General features: G+C 59.3%; 16 protein-coding genes. 3 read left to right on the top strand and 13 right to left on the bottom strand.

What is annotated here, in order from left to right:
* Positions 1-95: 95 nt before the first annotated feature.
* Positions 96-1,244 carry an acyl-CoA dehydrogenase family protein gene (locus IEQ42_RS13685; protein WP_042558530.1) on the top strand — a complete coding sequence of 383 codons (1,149 nt, stop codon included), beginning with the start codon at positions 96-98 and terminating at the stop codon, positions 1,242-1,244.
* 135 nt (positions 1,245-1,379) lie between these two features.
* Here IEQ42_RS13685 and IEQ42_RS13690 read toward each other — a convergent pair whose 3' ends face one another.
* Together IEQ42_RS13690 and fnr are read right to left on the bottom strand one after the other, a co-directional pair.
* Entirely contained in the window at positions 1,380-1,928 is a 549-nt protein-coding gene (locus tag IEQ42_RS13690) for an adenine phosphoribosyltransferase (protein WP_210703863.1), read from the bottom strand.
* A gap of 78 nt (positions 1,929-2,006) precedes the next feature.
* Positions 2,007-2,741, bottom strand: a complete 735-nt coding sequence (gene fnr / locus IEQ42_RS13695) for a fumarate/nitrate reduction transcriptional regulator Fnr (protein ID WP_042558531.1) — start codon at positions 2,739-2,741, stop codon at positions 2,007-2,009.
* Between the two features lie 154 nt (positions 2,742-2,895).
* Here fnr and IEQ42_RS13700 point away from each other — a divergent pair, with 154 nt between their 5' ends.
* A complete protein-coding gene (locus IEQ42_RS13700; RefSeq protein WP_210703864.1) occupies positions 2,896-3,378 on the top strand; it encodes a hypothetical protein in 483 nt (160 codons plus the stop codon).
* Here the strand turns inward: IEQ42_RS13700 and hemN are convergent.
* From hemN to IEQ42_RS13735, 7 genes are all read right to left on the bottom strand, one after another.
* The gene (gene hemN / locus IEQ42_RS13705; protein WP_210703865.1) at positions 3,375-4,757 is read right to left on the bottom strand and encodes an oxygen-independent coproporphyrinogen III oxidase; all 1,383 of its coding nucleotides are present in this window, start codon (positions 4,755-4,757) and stop codon (positions 3,375-3,377) included. The genes IEQ42_RS13700 and hemN overlap by 4 nt on opposite strands.
* Positions 4,758-4,952: 195 nt before the next feature.
* Positions 4,953-5,636: a sulfite exporter TauE/SafE family protein gene (locus IEQ42_RS13710; RefSeq protein WP_039770036.1), complete on the bottom strand. Its 684-nt coding sequence runs from the start codon at positions 5,634-5,636 to the stop codon at positions 4,953-4,955.
* Entirely contained in the window at positions 5,629-5,841 is a 213-nt protein-coding gene (ccoS, locus tag IEQ42_RS13715) for a cbb3-type cytochrome oxidase assembly protein CcoS (RefSeq protein WP_042558535.1), read from the bottom strand. The genes IEQ42_RS13710 and ccoS overlap by 8 nt, the downstream gene beginning before the upstream one ends.
* A 22-nt stretch (positions 5,842-5,863) precedes the next feature.
* Positions 5,864-8,314, bottom strand: coding sequence for a heavy metal translocating P-type ATPase (locus IEQ42_RS13720; RefSeq protein ID WP_210703866.1), 2,451 nt, complete (start codon positions 8,312-8,314; stop codon positions 5,864-5,866).
* Between the two features lie 99 nt (positions 8,315-8,413).
* Positions 8,414-8,953 carry a FixH family protein gene (locus tag IEQ42_RS13725; RefSeq protein ID WP_150596845.1) on the bottom strand — a complete coding sequence of 180 codons (540 nt, stop codon included), beginning with the start codon at positions 8,951-8,953 and terminating at the stop codon, positions 8,414-8,416.
* 11 nt (positions 8,954-8,964) lie between these two features.
* Complete coding sequence (ccoG, locus tag IEQ42_RS13730; protein ID WP_210703867.1) at positions 8,965-10,380, bottom strand: cytochrome c oxidase accessory protein CcoG; 1,416 nt, start codon at positions 10,378-10,380, stop codon at positions 8,965-8,967.
* A gap of 276 nt (positions 10,381-10,656) precedes the next feature.
* The gene (locus IEQ42_RS13735) at positions 10,657-10,848 is read right to left on the bottom strand and encodes a hypothetical protein (protein WP_210703868.1); all 192 of its coding nucleotides are present in this window, start codon (positions 10,846-10,848) and stop codon (positions 10,657-10,659) included.
* A 310-nt stretch (positions 10,849-11,158) separates the two neighbouring features.
* Here IEQ42_RS13735 and IEQ42_RS13740 point away from each other — a divergent pair, with 310 nt between their 5' ends.
* Positions 11,159-12,178: a metallophosphoesterase family protein gene (locus tag IEQ42_RS13740; RefSeq protein WP_210703869.1), complete on the top strand. Its 1,020-nt coding sequence runs from the start codon at positions 11,159-11,161 to the stop codon at positions 12,176-12,178.
* 70 nt (positions 12,179-12,248) lie between these two features.
* Here IEQ42_RS13740 and ccoP read toward each other — a convergent pair whose 3' ends face one another.
* The 4 genes from ccoP to ccoN are packed head-to-tail and all read right to left on the bottom strand — an operon-like array spanning position 12,249 to position 15,470.
* Positions 12,249-13,232 carry a cytochrome-c oxidase, cbb3-type subunit III gene (ccoP, locus tag IEQ42_RS13745; RefSeq protein ID WP_042558540.1) on the bottom strand — a complete coding sequence of 328 codons (984 nt, stop codon included), beginning with the start codon at positions 13,230-13,232 and terminating at the stop codon, positions 12,249-12,251.
* Complete coding sequence (locus IEQ42_RS13750; protein ID WP_003175465.1) at positions 13,229-13,414, bottom strand: CcoQ/FixQ family Cbb3-type cytochrome c oxidase assembly chaperone; 186 nt, start codon at positions 13,412-13,414, stop codon at positions 13,229-13,231. Before IEQ42_RS13750 ends, ccoP begins: the two co-directional genes overlap by 4 nt.
* Positions 13,415-13,419: 5 nt before the next feature.
* A complete protein-coding gene (ccoO, locus tag IEQ42_RS13755) occupies positions 13,420-14,028 on the bottom strand; it encodes a cytochrome-c oxidase, cbb3-type subunit II (protein WP_042558541.1) in 609 nt (202 codons plus the stop codon).
* Positions 14,028-15,470 carry a cytochrome-c oxidase, cbb3-type subunit I gene (ccoN, locus tag IEQ42_RS13760; RefSeq protein ID WP_210703870.1) on the bottom strand — a complete coding sequence of 481 codons (1,443 nt, stop codon included), beginning with the start codon at positions 15,468-15,470 and terminating at the stop codon, positions 14,028-14,030. Before ccoN ends, ccoO begins: the two co-directional genes overlap by 1 nt.
* Positions 15,471-15,677: the final 207 nt, after the last annotated feature.

Here is a 15,677-nt window from a genome sequence, read left to right on the forward strand (position 1 = left end):
GAGCTGCCGGAGGCTGCGATCTTTTGATCTTCTGCATCTTGAAAACCAAGCAAGCGCTCGGTTAACGTCGGCGAACTCTTCGATGGAGCTCGCCCATGCCTGCCTTTCAGGAATACTTCGACCCCAGCCACCAGATGGTCCGCGACAGCGTCAGACGTTTCGTCGAGCGCGAGGTCCTGCCGGATATTGATGCGTGGGAAGAAGCCGAAAGCTTCCCCCGAGAGCTGTACCTGAAAGCGGGGGCCGCCGGCATCCTCGGCATTGGCTACCCCGAAGCACTGGGTGGCAGCCATGAAGGCGATCTGTTCGCCAAGGTTGCCGCCAGTGAAGAGCTGATGCGCTGCGGCTCTGGCGGCCTGGTGGCCGGGCTGGGTTCGCTGGATATCGGCCTGCCGCCCATCGTCAAATGGGCGCGCCCTGAAGTGCGTGATCGCGTTGTGCCGCAAGTGCTCAGCGGCCACAAGATCAGCGCGCTGGCCGTCACCGAGCCCGGCGGCGGCTCCGATGTCGCCAACCTGCAAACCCGCGCCGTGCGCGATGGCGACTTCTACCGCGTCAGCGGCAGCAAGACCTTTATCACCAGCGGCGTACGCGCCGACTTCTACACTGTCGCGGTGCGCACTGGTGCGCCGGGTTTTGGCGGCATCAGCCTGCTGCTGATCGAGAAGGGCACGCCGGGTTTCACCGTTGGCCGACAGTTGAAGAAGATGGGCTGGTGGGCGTCGGACACGGCTGAATTGTTCTTCGACGATTGCCGGGTGCCTGTAGGAAACCTGATCGGCGCTGAGAACATGGGCTTCGCCTGCATCATGGGCAACTTCCAGAGCGAACGGCTGGCGTTGGCACTGATGGCCAACATGACCGCGCAGCTTGCGCTCGAGGAGAGCCTGAAGTGGGCACGCGAGCGTGAAGCGTTTGGCAAGCCGATCGGCAAGTTTCAGGTGATCAAGCATCGCCTCGCCGAAATGGCCACGGCGCTGGAGGTGTCGCGTGAGTTCACTTACCGGCAAGCGGCGAAAATGGCAGCGGGGCAGAGTGTGATCAAGGAGATTTCCATGGCCAAGAACTTTGCTACGGACACCTCGGACCGCATCACCACGGAGGCAGTGCAGATACTCGGCGGGTTGGGTTACATGCGTGAAAGTCTGGTGGAGCGGCTGTATCGGGATAACCGCATCTTGTCGATTGGCGGCGGGACGCGGGAGGTGATGAACGAGATCATCGCCAAGCAAATGGGGCTTTGAATCCTGGGTGAGGCTGCTGGCCTCATCGCTGGCAAGCCAGCTCCCACAGGTTTTTGGGGCATACACAAAATTTGTGAACGACCGAAATCACTGTGGGAGCTGGCTTGCCAGCGATAGCGTCAGTACAGGCGCCCCTTACTTATCGCTCAAGGCAAACTGCGTCAGGCAGAACGTCGGAATCCCCATATCCTGCAGACGCTGCGAACCATTCAGCTCCGGCAAATCAATAATCGCCGCCGCCTCATGTACCCGTGCGCCCATGCGCCGAATCAGGTTGGCTGCCGCAATCAGCGTGCCGCCGGTGGCGATCAAATCATCAAACATCACCACAGAGTCGCCTTCGCACAGGCTGTCGGCGTGCACTTCCAGGAAGGCTTCGCCGTACTCGGTCGCGTAACCTTCGGCCAATACGTCGGCCGGCAGTTTGCCCTGCTTGCGGAACAGCACCAGTGGCTTGTTCAACTGATAGGCCAGTACCGAACCGATCAGAAAACCGCGGGCATCCATCGCGCCGATGTGCGTGAAGTCGGCTTCGACGTAGCGGTGAGCGAAGCTGTCCATCACCAGGCGCAGGGCCGTAGGCGACTGGAACAGCGGGGTGATGTCGCGAAAGATCACGCCCGGTTTCGGGAAGTCGATCACGGGGCGGATCAGGGATTTGATGTCGAAGGAGTCGAAGACCATCGTCGAGGTGTCCTGGCAGGGCTGCAAACGGCGCAGTATACCCGCGGCTGAATCGGTTCGCTCGGCCGCGGGTCGAGATCAGCCTTCCAGAGAACCGCCAGCCAGGGCGCAGAGCTGGATCGGATCGAGAATGTGGATCTCTTTGCCTTCGGCTGCGATCAGCTGGTTTTGCTGGAAGCGGGTGAATACGCGGGACACGGTTTCCACCGCCAGACCCAGGTAGTTGCCGATTTCATTGCGCGACATGCTCAGGCGGAACTGATTGGCCGAGAAACCGCGAGCGCGGAAGCGTGCCGACAGGTTGACCAGGAAGGTCGCGATGCGCTCGTCGGCGGTTTTCTTCGACAGCAGCAGCATCATTTGCTGGTCGTCGCGAATCTCGCGGCTCATCACGCGCATCAACTGCCGGCGCAGCTGCGGCAGTTGCAGGGCCAGTTCGTCGAGGCGTTCGAAAGGGATTTCGCAAACCGAAGTGGTTTCCAGTGCCTGGGCCGAGACCGGATGTTTCTCGGTGTCCATGCCGGACAGGCCGACCAGTTCGCTCGGCAGGTGGAAGCCGGTGAGTTGTTCTTCGCCGGAATCGCTCAGGCTGAAGGTTTTCAGGGCGCCGGAGCGTACTGCATAAACGGAATCAAACGTGTCGCCCTGGCGGAACAGGAACTCACCCTTTTTCAACGGGCGGCCGCGTTTCACGATTTCGTCCAGCGCATCCATGTCTTCCAGATTCAGAGAAAGTGGCAGGCAGAGAGGTGCCAGGCTGCAATCCTTGCAATGGGCCTGGTTGTGAGCGCGCAGTTTGACTGGCTCGGACATTTCTTCAATCCTTGTGGGAAAACACACATAAGCCGTAAGGGTAACTCACGGGAGGACATTCAGGCCAGTCAATGGCGAGTTTGTCCCGCGGGTGTAAAGCCGCAGGGCCACTGGCCGATAAACTGTTATCAGATCTTTGGAAGGAACCGATTCAATGGCTGCCATTGGTACGCTAGGCCACGCTAGCAGCGGTGTTGAGGCGCTGTCGGACACGTTTAAAAATGCCGACGACAAAGACCACGACGCCGAATCGACTACACAGGCAACCCCGACCTTGGTCGAAGGCGTCAAAGTGTCGCTGTCCGGTGCTTCAATCGAAAGATCGGCAGGTTCCGGTGGCGATAATCGCGACATCGAAGAGAGCGGCTTGCCCGAGAACATCCAGCAACTGCTGAAGATGATCCGTAAATTGCAAAAAGAGATCGCCGAGAAAAAGGCGCTCATCGAAAAGATCATGGCCGACAAGCGCCTTTCCAACGAAGAAAAGATCATCAAGGTTGCCGCCCTGCGCGGCGCCATTGCCGCGTTGAACACTGGTCTCATTACCGCCAATCTGGCTTTGTCCAAAGTGGTGGGGCAGTCAGGTCTGACCTCTGATCAGAACATGAAAGTGGGTTCGCTGTTGATGAAAAACTAGATTACCCGCGAGAAGCGCTGGCGATTCTGCTGTTCAAGGTAAGCGTCGAACACCATGCACACCGAGCGCACCAGCAGTCGTCCGGCCGGCAATACTTCAATTCGCTCGCGATCAAGGGTAATCAAGCCATCCTTGGCCATCTCTTGCAGTTGAGGCCACAGAGCGCCGAAGTAACCTTGAAAATCGATGTTGAACTGTTGCTCGATCTCGGCGAAATCCAGGCTGAAATTGCAGATCAATTGTTGAATCACTTCCCGCCGCAGTCGGTCGTCGGCGTTACACACCAAGCCGCGGCTGGTCGCCAGTTGCGCTGAGGCTAGGGTGTTCTGGTATTCGTTGAGGTCGCTGCTGTTCTGGCAGTAGAGGTCGCCAATCTGGCTGATCGCCGACACGCCCAGCCCCACCAGATCACAATGACCGTGGGTGGTGTAGCCCTGGAAGTTGCGCTGCAAGGTTTGTTCTTCCTGGGCGATCGCCAGTTCGTCGTCGGGCAGGGCGAAGTGGTCCATGCCGATGTAACGGTAACCGGCGGCGGTCAGTTGTTCGATGGTGCGCTGGAGCATTTCCAGTTTTTGCGCGGGGCTCGGCAGTTCATGACTGTTGATCCGCCGCTGTGGCATGAAGCGTTCCGGCAAGTGCGCGTAGTTAAACACCGAGAGCCGATCCGGTTGCAGGCTGATGACTTCTTCCACCGTGCGGGCGAAGTTCTCCGGGGTCTGTTTGGGCAGGCCGTAAATCAGATCGATGTTGATCGAGCGAAATTGCAGCGTGCGTGCGGCGTCGATCACTGCGCGGGTTTCTTCCAGGCTTTGCAGGCGATTGACCGCGCGTTGCACCGCCGGGTCAAGGTCTTGCAGACCAATGCTGACGCGGTTGAAGCCCAGTTCACGGAGCAGGCCCATGGTCGACCAGTCGGCTTCTCGCGGGTCGATTTCGATGCCGTAATCGCCGGAGTCATCGTCCAGAAGATTGAAGTGCTTGCGCAGATGCGCCATCAATTGGCGCAGTTCGTCGTGGCTGAGAAAGGTCGGCGTACCGCCGCCAAAGTGCAGTTGCTCGACCTTTTGCGCCGGGTCCAGGTGGCAGGCGATCAGCTGGATTTCCTGCTCGAGCCGTTGCAGATACGGCAGGGCGCGGCCGCGATCCTTGGTAATGACCTTGTTGCAGGCGCAGTAGTAACAAATGTTCGCGCAGAACGGCACATGAACGTACAACGATAGCGGGCGCTGGGCTTTACGGCTGTCGCGCAGGGCATGGAACAGATCGAACGTGCCGACCTGACTGTTGAATTGCACGGCCGTCGGATAGGAGGTGTAACGCGGCCCCGCCAGATCGTAGCGGCGGATCAAATCGGTGTCCCAACGAATGGCGTCGAGCATGCGGGCATTCCCCGGATAGGCTGGCAGTGTGGCGAGTCTATGGGCGGGCGCGGAGGGGCGTCTTGATTTGCGTCAACGGGGTGCATTCGTATGAGCATTGAGGGATTCTTCGCGAGCAGGCTCGCTCCCACAGGGGATTTGAGGTGTACACAGACCTGTGGGAGCGAGCCTGCTCGCGATGGCCGCGCCGCCGATCTAATGCCCCATCAACCAATGCTGATGCGGACCGGGCAATGTCCAGATCCCGAACAGAATCACCAGCAAACCGCCGGCCATTCGCACGCTGCGCTTGCGCAACAGCGCCGTCACCCGTTCGGCGGCGAGGCCGGTGGCCAGCAACACTGGCCACGTGCCGAGCCCGAAGGCGAGCATCAGCAACGCACTGTCCAGCGCATTGCCCTGGCTCGCTGACCACAGCAACGTGCTGTAAACCAGTCCGCACGGCAACCAGCCCCAGAGTGCGCCAAGCAGCAAAGCACGGGGCAAGCTCGACACGGGCAGTAAACGATTGGCCACGGGCTGAATGTAGCGCCACAAACCGCGACCGAGGCTTTCGATACGGGTCAGACCGCTCCACCAGCCTGCCAGGTACAGGCCCATGGCAATCAGCAGCAACCCGGCCAGTACGCGCATGAACAACGCGGCCGGGCTGTTGGCCACTGCCCACCCGGCGAGGCCGATCAGCAATCCGGCCGTGGCATAGCTGAGGATACGCCCCAGGTTATACGCCAGCAGCAAGCGAAAGCGTCGACTGCGTTGTTCCTTGGGGATCGCCAGGGTCAGCGCGCCCATCAAGCCCCCGCACATCCCCAGGCAATGGCCGCCACCGAGCAATCCGAGGATCAGCGCCGACACCAGCAGTGGTGCCAGTTCAAGCATGAGGAGGGGCCTTGTCGTCCGGTTTCTGCGCGCGGGCTTCGTCCACCGCTGCGGTGTGGTTCGGATCCTGATCATCGAACAGGATACTGTGGGCCGGACCGTCGAGGTCGTCGTACTGGCCGCTGTCCACCGCCCAGAAGAAGATGTACACGGCGATGGCCACGATCAGCAGGGCGGCCGGGATCATCACGTAGAGAGCTGGCATCTGTACTCCATGCCCGCGCGGCTCAGGCCGGCAGCGGACGGGTTTCTGATCGGGCGCAGGCTTGCGGCGAACTCGGCAGGCGAGTCAGGCGCAGGGCGTTGAGCACCACGGTCAACGAACTGATCGACATGCCGACCGCGGCCCACACCGGGGTGATCCAGCCGAGGGCGGCGAACGGCAGCATGAGGCCATTGTACAGCGCGGCCCACAGCAGGTTCTCGATGATTACCCGACGGGTGCGCCGCGCCAGCGTGAACGCTTGTACCAACGCATCGAGGCGATTGGACAGCAGCACCGCATCGGCGCTGGTCTTGGCCAGATCGGTGGCCGATCCCATGGCCACGCTGATGTCGGCGGCAGCCAGCACCGGCACATCGTTGACGCCGTCGCCGAGCATCAGCACTTTGCGACCTTCCTTGTGCAGTTGTTGCAACACTTGCAGCTTGTCATCCGGACGCAAGCCACCACGGGCCTCATCAATGCCCAATTCGGCGGCGACACTGGCGACCATCGGCGAACTGTCGCCGGACAGCAGTAATGTGCGCCAGCCACGCGCCTTGCACGCGGCGAGCAGGGCGGGCGCATCGTCGCGCAGGCGATCGTCGAGTACGAACCACGCCAGCGGCCCCGAACCATCACCGAGCAGCAGCCATTGGCCTGGATCATCCGGCATCGCCGGGGCTGCGGCGGCACTGAGGGCGCAGACAAACTCAGCCTGACCGATGCGCAAACGTTGCTCGCCGACAATGCCTTCGAGGCCAAGCCCCGGCGTGCTGTGGACGTCTTCAGCGGCCAGCGGTGCCCGGCCAAACGCGCGAGCAATCGGGTGTTCCGAACGGTTTTCCAGCGCGGCGGCGAGGCTCAGGCATTGGTCACTGTCCAGTGCGCCCAGAGGACGAATCGAGCGCAGCACCAGGCGACCTTCGGTGAGCGTGCCAGTCTTGTCGAAAATCACCGTGTCGATCTGATTCAAACCTTCCAGCACATGGCCGCGCGTCAGCAGCAGACCGAGTTTGTGCAGGGTGCCGGTGGCAGCGGTGAGCGCCGTGGGTGTCGCCAATGACAGCGCGCAGGGGCAGGTCGCGACCAGCATGGCGAGGACGATCCAGAACGCCCGCGACGAATCCAGCTCCCACCACAACAGGCCGATGGCGGCCGCAGCGATCAGTGACAACAGCAAAAACCATTGCGCGGCGCGGTCGGCGATTTCCGCCAGTCGCGGTTTTTCGGCCTGAGCGCGATCCAGCAAACGAACGATGGCTGACAGCCGGGTGTCTTGCCCCAGGGCCAGCACCTGCACGGTCAGCGCGCCTTCGACATTCAGCGTTCCGGCAGTGACCGCGTCACCCGGTGCACGCGGTTGCGGCAGGTACTCGCCCGTCAACAGTGATTCGTCGATGCTCGACTGGCCGTCGAGAATCTTGCCGTCCGCCGGCAGGATCGACCCGGGTTGCACCAGAATTCGCTCGCCCAGCCGCAACTCGCTGAGGAGGATGCGCTCGCTCTGGCCGGTCTCATCGAGACGCAGGCACGAGGCAGGCAACAGATTGACAAGCTGTGCGGTGGCGGCCGCAGTGCGTTCCCGGGCGCGACGTTCCAGATAACGTCCAGCGAGCAGGAACAGCGCAAACATGCCGACCGCATCGAAATACAACTCGCCGACGCCGGTGATCGAAGTCCAGATTCCGGCGATATAGGCGCTACCGATCGCCAGTGAAACCGAGACATCCATGGTCAGATGCCGCGTGCGCAAATCGCGCATGGCGCCCTTGAAAAACGGTGCGCAACTGTAGAACACGATCGGCGTGGTCAGGAACAACGCGACCCAGCGCAGGATGGTGTGCAGTTCGGGGCTGAGGTCGATGTTGAATTCCGGCCAGGTGGCCATGGTCGCCATCATTGCCTGAAACCACAGCAGTCCAGCGACGCCGAGTTGGCGCAGGGCCAGACGGTTTTCGCTGGCCAGTTGCTCGCTGGCGCGGTCAGCCTGATACGGGTGCGCGACGTAACCGATGTGGCGCAGTTCGGCGAGGATCTGGCTGAGCGGCAATTGCCCATCGGCCCAGCTCACGTGCAGGCGATGGTTGGACAGGTTCAAGCGCGCCTCGGCCACGGCGGGTAGCGTGCGCAGGTGTTTCTCGATCAGCCAGCCACAGGCGGCGCAACTGATGCCTTCCATCAACAGAGTGGTTTCGGCCAGATCGCCTTCGTGGCGGACGAAAGGTTTTTGCACGTCGGCACGGTCGTACAACGCCAGCTCATCGACGAGTTGCACCGGCAGCGCCTCGGGGTTGGCCGAGGCTTCGCTGCGATGCTGATAGTAGCTTTCGAGCCCGCCGGCCACGATGGCTTCAGCCACAGCCTGACAGCCTGGGCAGCAGAATTCGCGCGGCTCCCCGAGTACGACGGCGGTAAAGCGGCTGCCGGACGGGACGGGCAGGGCGCAGTGGTAGCAGGGGAGTGGGGAGGTCATGGCATCGTTGAAGGGGTAAGCCCTTGTATTTTAGTGGTCCGCTTGCCCTCACCCTGGCCCTCTCCCTCCGGGAGAGGGCCAGGGTGAGGGGCTTTTGATCTACTTCTTCAGATCTTCCGCGCCTTGCAGCGGTTCATCACCCAGCAGCAGATCCTTGTCATGGCTGACCAGTTCTTCTTCGAACATCCGCCAGATGTGCTCGTCCTGCGTGCCCAGCAACTCCACAAAGCGGCGACCTTCGACTTTATCGTTCAACTGGCCGATGTAGCGCCCCGATTCAGTTTCGCTGCGGGTCAGGACGATCTTGCGATCCTTCTCCGGCTGAGTCGGCGAGATCAGATTCAGCTCGAGGGTTTTCGGTTGGCTGTCGCCGCTCAAACGCAGGTCGACTTCGCCGGTCACGTCATCCAGAAACACCGCCGCGCGCATCTTCAGGGTTTGCGCCAGCAACTCGCGGTCCAGCGAACGGTTGATGCCTTTGCCAGCCTCGTAATAGTTGTCGTTGACCAGATTGTCCGGGTTGTTCACCGCGATGGTCACCATGGACAGGGTCAGCGTCACCGAACAGGCCAGAATCGCGATGATGATCCATGGCCAGAGGTGCTTGTACCAAGGGCTTGCGGCGTTTGCTGCGGGCATGTTCAGTTCTCTCAACGAATTTGTGGGCCGATGAATCGGCTCTTGGCTTCAATGTGGACGCTCTCGTCATCGGCATCCTTGAGGATGAATTTCACCTCGTTGGTGCTCGACGGCAGTTGTTCCGGCGCGCTCGACAGTTCGACCGGCATGGTAAAGATATCCCCGGCGGCGACCTTGATCTCGCGCTTGCCTTGCAGGCGCAGGTCCGGCAGACCACTGGCTTGCAGCAGATAGGTGTGGTCGCGCTGATCCTTGTTCATGATCTTCAGGCTGTAGACGTTTTCGATCCGGCCTTCGGCGTTTTCGCGGTACAGCACGCGGTCCTTGCTGACGTCGAAACCCACCAGCGAGCGCATGAAAAACGCGGCAGCCAACAGGCTGATCATCGCCAGCAACACCACGGCATAGCCGATCAGGCGTGGTCGCAGTTTATGGGTTTTCTGGCCGGACAGGTTGTGTTCGGTTGTATAGCTGATCAGGCCGCGCGGGTAATCCATCTTGTCCATGATGCTGTCACAGGCGTCGATGCATGCGGCGCAGCCGATGCACTCGATCTGCAGGCCGTCACGGATGTCGATGCCGGTCGGGCAGACCTGGACGCACATAGTGCAATCGATGCAATCGCCCAGGCCCATGGCCTTGTAATCGACGCCTTTCTTGCGCGGGCCACGGCTTTCACCACGGCGCGGGTCGTAGGAAACGATCAGCGTGTCTTTGTCGAACATCACGCTCTGGAAGCGTGCGTACGGGCACATGTAAATGCACACCTGCTCGCGCAGCCAACCGGCGTTGCCATAGGTGGCGAGGGTGAAGAAACCGACCCAGAAATACGACCAGCCATCGGCTTGCCCTGTGAAGAACTCAAACACCAGTTCGCGGATCGGCGAGAAGTAGCCGACAAAGGTCATACCGGTGACAAAGCCGATCAGCAACCACAGCGTGTGTTTGGCGAACTTGCGCAGGAACTTGTTGCCGCTCATCGGCGCTTTGTCGAGCTTGATGCGTTGGTTGCGGTCGCCTTCGGTGACTTTTTCGCACCACATGAAAATCCACGTCCACACACTTTGCGGACAGGTGTAGCCACACCAGATGCGCCCGGCATAAACGGTGATGAAAAACAGCCCGAACGCGGCGACGATCAGGATCCCCGACAGCAGGATGAAATCCTGCGGCCAGAAGGTTGCGCCGAAAATGAAGAACTTGCGTTCCGGCAGGTTCCACCACACGGCCTGATGGCCGCCCCAGTTCAGCCACACCGTCCCGAAATACAGCAGGAACAGGCCGGCGCCGCCCATCATCCGCAGATTGCGGAACAGGCCGGTGAAAGCACGGGTGTAGATTTTTTCTCGAGAGGCGTAAAGGTCGACGCTGTTGTTCGCGTTTTTACTCGGTGGCGTGACGTCGTGTACCGGAATCTGGTTACTCATCATTGCATCCCACGGCAGTGGAAAAATGCCTCGGTCGATACGTGCCAACCGGGGTCAGAAAGGGCGTTGCAGTGGCGCAATGATACGCCTGTAACGCTGATGACCGGGTGCGACCTTTGGTCGCGTTGGGGAAAACTCCTGAATGGTGTAGCGAATGTAACAAAGCATGATGCAGGTCAATTGACTATAGACGAATCCTTCGTGCCGCCTACCGTCTCAACCGAAGCGCAGCGAGAGATGCTGCGCTCCGGTTGCGGTAAATGGCTCAGTCAGGCTTTAAAGCACTCGTCCGCCACCGAGGCTATCAATCCCGCCATGATTGCGGCCTTTGTTATCGACTGCTTCCACATGGTCGATGGACCGTTTCTGCCGTCGCGGGGCATCGTTATTTCCATCTTTACCCTCCGCCGGGACTGCTTCGTTATCGGCAGTAAGGGTCGGGTCCAAAGCGTCGTTTTGCTCGTTCATGTTGTACATCCTTGTTTTAAATGAATTGAATGTTGCTGGTGTCGCTGCTGAATACTATCGGCTTGTAGAGTATTGGCCTAATGTGATGCTGTTGCGGGGTGTTAAGAAGGCATGTTTGCTGTCGACAGCATAAAAGGTTTTTTGAAGTTGTATGTCTGAGGTGTGGGGGCAGTCGTTAAAGTAAGCGAGAAACATAATTATTTAATTGATCTGTTGCTGAGGGTTTGATTTGCTTTTCCGTCTGGAATAGTTTGCGCTGGCAGCACGACAGTGTTGCGCAACTTAACTTTTATGATGGAAACGGAATTCTATGTTTTTTATAAAAAGCACCGGGCTGCTTTGTAGCCTGCTATTGAGTATTGTTGCATCAGTGGTGAATGCGGCAGAAACCCCTGACTTGCCTCGACACGTTATCTTCACGTCAGATCCACAATTCCCCTGGACCGATAACTCGGATTCCGGCGTCGGTGAGTCGGCTTCAGAGCGTGACGAGCGCTCGCGCTGGCTGATTGAAACGCAATACTCGGATGTCGCCAGTTTCAGGAAGAACTTTAGTCGTGATTCGAACCCTGTCCCGGTCATGATCAATGGTGATATGACCGCGTTCGGTCATCGCGGTGAGCGCGCCACCACACGGTCGATTCTGGATGCGCAGTTGGGCGGTATATATGACTATGGTTTAGGGAATCACGATTACCAGAACAACATCAATGATTGCAGCTTTCCAGAGAATAACTGTGCGGCAGGTAGTATCAATGATATGAAAGAGCGCTATTGGGGTAGCGTGAATATGGATCTGGCGGCGCGCAGTGAGGGCGGCGCTAAAGTGTTATACGGAAGTCTTGCCTATTCGAAAACATTTGGTGACGTGCATCTGGTCCAGTTGAATGATGAACCCACGTACTCGGTGAAGTTTGCTTCGGGGTTTCCTCTGTTTCGCGTTAATTTTGAAATAACTGATGCCCTCGACTGGCTGGAGCGAGACCTGCAAAAGGCGCGGAGTCAGGGCAAGATCATTTTGCTCAATATGCACAAACCGGATCGCTGGCAGGGCAACTCGAAACAAATTGCCCGATTCAGGGCAATGGTCGAACGCTATCAGGTGACTGCTGTATTTGCCGGTCACTACCATAACGATCCGGGAGGTTATACGAGTTGGGGAACCCGCGAATATTTTGGCGATGTGCCCGTTTTCCTGAGCGGAGGGGCGTCCAATCAGACTTACTTGATAGCAAGCTTCGCTGCTGATCGAAAGTCGTTCAATGTGCATCAGGTGTCTAACAATAACTGGCCATCACGCAAGGTGATCGCCACTGTTGCGGTGCGCTGACAGTCACCGGACTGAAACGAAAACGGCCCCGTCAAATGACGGGGCCGTTTTTTTGCTTCAAGCGTTGGCCTTACTCAGCGTTCGCTTCCGGTGCTTTTTCACCGTGGGACAGGCTGTAAACATAAGCCGCCAGCAGGTGAACCTTGTCGTTGCCTTGCAGCTGTTCTTGTGCAGGCATCTGGCCTTGGCGGCCGTAACGAATGGTCTGCTGCAGTTGCGCAAAGCTCGAACCGTAGATGAATGCGCCCGGGTGGGTCAGGTCAGGCGCGCCCATCGCTGGCGTGCCTTTGCCCGCCGGGCCGTGGCAGGCCACGCAGTTGGCGGCGAACAGTTTCTGGCCATTGGCGACGTCTGCCTTGGCGCCTTCCGGCAGCTTGCGACCATCGAGGTTGGTGACCACGAACGCAGCGACATCGGCCACGCCTTGCTCGCCAATCACTTCAGCCCACGCCGGCATGACCGCGTGACGGCCGCCCATGATGGTGGTCTTGATGGTTTCCGCTTCACCGCCCCAGCGCCAGTCGGCGTCGGTCAGGTTAGGGAAGCCATAGGCACCCTTGGCGTCGGAACCGTGGCAGACCGAGCAGTTGGAAGCGAACAGGCGACCACCCATCTTCAGCGCTTGCGGGTCCTTGGCCACTTCTTCGATTGGCATGGCAGCGAACTTGGCGAAGATCGGACCGAACTTGGCGTCCGAGCGAGCCATTTCCTTTTCCCACTCGTGCACGCCAGTCCAGCCGGTCTGGCCGTTGGCGAACGCAGTCTGCTTCTCGGTATCGAGGTAGTTGTAGCCTGGCAGCAGGCCTTTCCAGTTACCCAGGCCCGGGTACAGCACCAGATAACCCAGTGCAAAGATGATGGTGCCCACGAACAGCATGAACCACCATTTCGGCAGCGGGTTGTCGTACTCCTCGATCCCGTCGAACGAGTGGCCGACCGTCTCGTCCGTCTGCTCGGAGCGCTGGCCCTTGCGGGTCGACAGCAACAGCCAGGTCAGGGCGAAGATGGTGCCAAGACTGAGGACTGTGACGTACAGACTCCAGAATGTAGTCATTCTTTGTTACTCCTAGAAGCTTGCTCGACGTGCTTGATGGCTTCGGGATCATCCGCAAAAGGCAGCAAGGTCGCGTCTTCAAACTCCGACTTGCGCTTGGGGCTGAACACCCACAACGCCAGACCGATAAAGGCCACCATCACAACAACGGTGCCCAGGCCACGAATCATCCCGATATCCATCTAAATCACCGTTTGCTTTTGATGATGGTGCCCAGGCCTTGCAGATAGGCCACCAGCGCGTCCATTTCGGTTTTGCCCTTCACGGCATCCTGAGCACCGGCGATGTCTTCATCGGTGTACGGAACGCCGAGCGTACGCAGGACCTCCATTTTCTTGGCAGTTTCCTTGCCGTCGAGCTTGTTTTCCACGAGGAACGGGTAGGCCGGCATCTTCGACTCAGGCACCACGTTGCGCGGGTTGTACAAGTGCGCACGTTGCCAGTCATCGGAGTAACGACCGCCGACACGGGCCAGGTCCGGACCGGTACGCTTGGAACCCCACAGGAACGGGTGGTCCCAGACGCTTTCACCGGCGACCGAGTAGTGGCCGTAGCGTTCGGTTTCGGCACGGAACGGACGGATCATCTGCGAGTGGCAGCCGACACAGCCGTTGGCGATGTAAACGTCGCGGCCTTCCAGTTCAAGGGCGGTACGCGGCTTCATGCCTTCGACCGGCTTGTTGGTAACGTCCTGGAAAAACAGCGGTACGATCTGGGTCAGGCCACCGACGCTGACGGCGATGACCATGAAGAAGGCCAGCAGGCCAATATTCTTCTCGACAGCTTCATGCTTCATCAGTGAGCTCCAACGACAGCGATCTGGGCAGCGGCTTCGGCTTCAGCCGGGTTCGAGGCGCGCACGGTGCGCCAGACGTTGTAAGCCATCAGCAGCATGCCGCTGGCGAAGAACGCACCGCCCAGGGCACGGACGATAAAGCCCGGGTGACTGGCTTGCAGCGCTTCGACGAACGAGTAGGTGAGGGTGCCGTCATCGTTGATTGCACGCCACATCAGACCCTGTGTGATGCCGTTGACCCACATCGACGCGATGTAGAGCACGGTACCGATGGTCGCGAGCCAGAAGTGCGCGTTGATCAGGCCGACACTGTGCATCTGCGCACGACCGAACAGTTTCGGGATCATGTGGTAGATCGCGCCGATCGAGATCATTGCCACCCAGCCCAGAGCGCCGGCGTGTACGTGGCCGATGGTCCAGTCGGTGTAGTGCGAGAGCGAGTTGACGGTCTTGATCGCCATCATCGGCCCTTCAAAGGTCGACATGCCGTAGAACGCCAGCGATACCACGAGGAAGCGCAGGATCGGGTCGGTGCGCAGCTTATGCCAGGCGCCCGAGAGGGTCATCATGCCGTTGATCATGCCGCCCCAGCTTGGCGCCAGCAGGATGATCGACATCGCCATGCCCAGCGATTGTGCCCAATCCGGCAGCGCGGTGTAGTGCAAGTGGTGCGGGCCGGCCCAGATGTACAGGGTGATCAGTGCCCAGAAGTGCACAATCGACAGGCGATAGGAGTAGATCGGACGTTCGGCCTGTTTCGGCACGAAGTAATACATCATCCCCAGGAAGCCGGTGGTCAGGAAGAAACCCACGGCATTGTGGCCGTACCACCACTGGATCATCGCGTCGGTCGCGCCCGAGTAGGCGGAGTAGGACTTGAACAGACTCACCGGCAGGGAGGCGTGGTTGACGATGTGCAGCATTGCGGTCACGACGATGAACGCACCGTAGAACCAGTTACCGACATAAATGTGTTTGGTTTTGCGCTTGGTGATGGTGCCGAAGAACACCAGCCCGTAGGTCACCCAGACAATGGCCAGCAAAATGGCGATCGGCCATTCCAGTTCCGCGTATTCCTTGGTGGTGGTGTAACCCAGCGGCAAGGTAATGATCGCGCCGACGATCACCGCTTGCCATCCCCAGAAGGTGAAGGCGGCGAGGCTGTCGGAAATCAGTCGCGTCTGGCAGGTTCGCTGCACGACATAGTAGGAAGTGGCAAACAGTGCACAACCACCGAAAGCGAAAATCACCAGGTTTGTGTGCAACGGGCGCAGGCGTCCAAAGCTCGTCCACGGCAGACCGAAGTTCAATTCCGGCCAGACCAGTTGCGAGGCGATGAAAACGCCGAGCCCCATGCCAAGGATCCCCCAGACCACCGTCATGATGGCGAACTGGCGGACTACCTTATAGTTATAAGCAGTCGGACTGATTGCTGTGCTCATTCTAAGGTTCCACGGTTTGGGTATTTTATTAGGATTAATTCGGCCGCAAGTATGGGGAAAGCAGGGGGTCATTGCAACGCGCCATGACCTGGGTCAATGCTTTCCAACGCTGGTTCTGCGGCCTTTCCATGCGCCGCGTAAGGACAAAATCGGCCTCGGACAAAATGTCGCACTGGATGAAAAAAGCGAGGGGTTCAGGTCGCTTGT

Source organism: Pseudomonas iridis (genome assembly GCF_017980685.1).
Taxonomy (GTDB): domain Bacteria; phylum Pseudomonadota; class Gammaproteobacteria; order Pseudomonadales; family Pseudomonadaceae; genus Aquipseudomonas; species Aquipseudomonas iridis.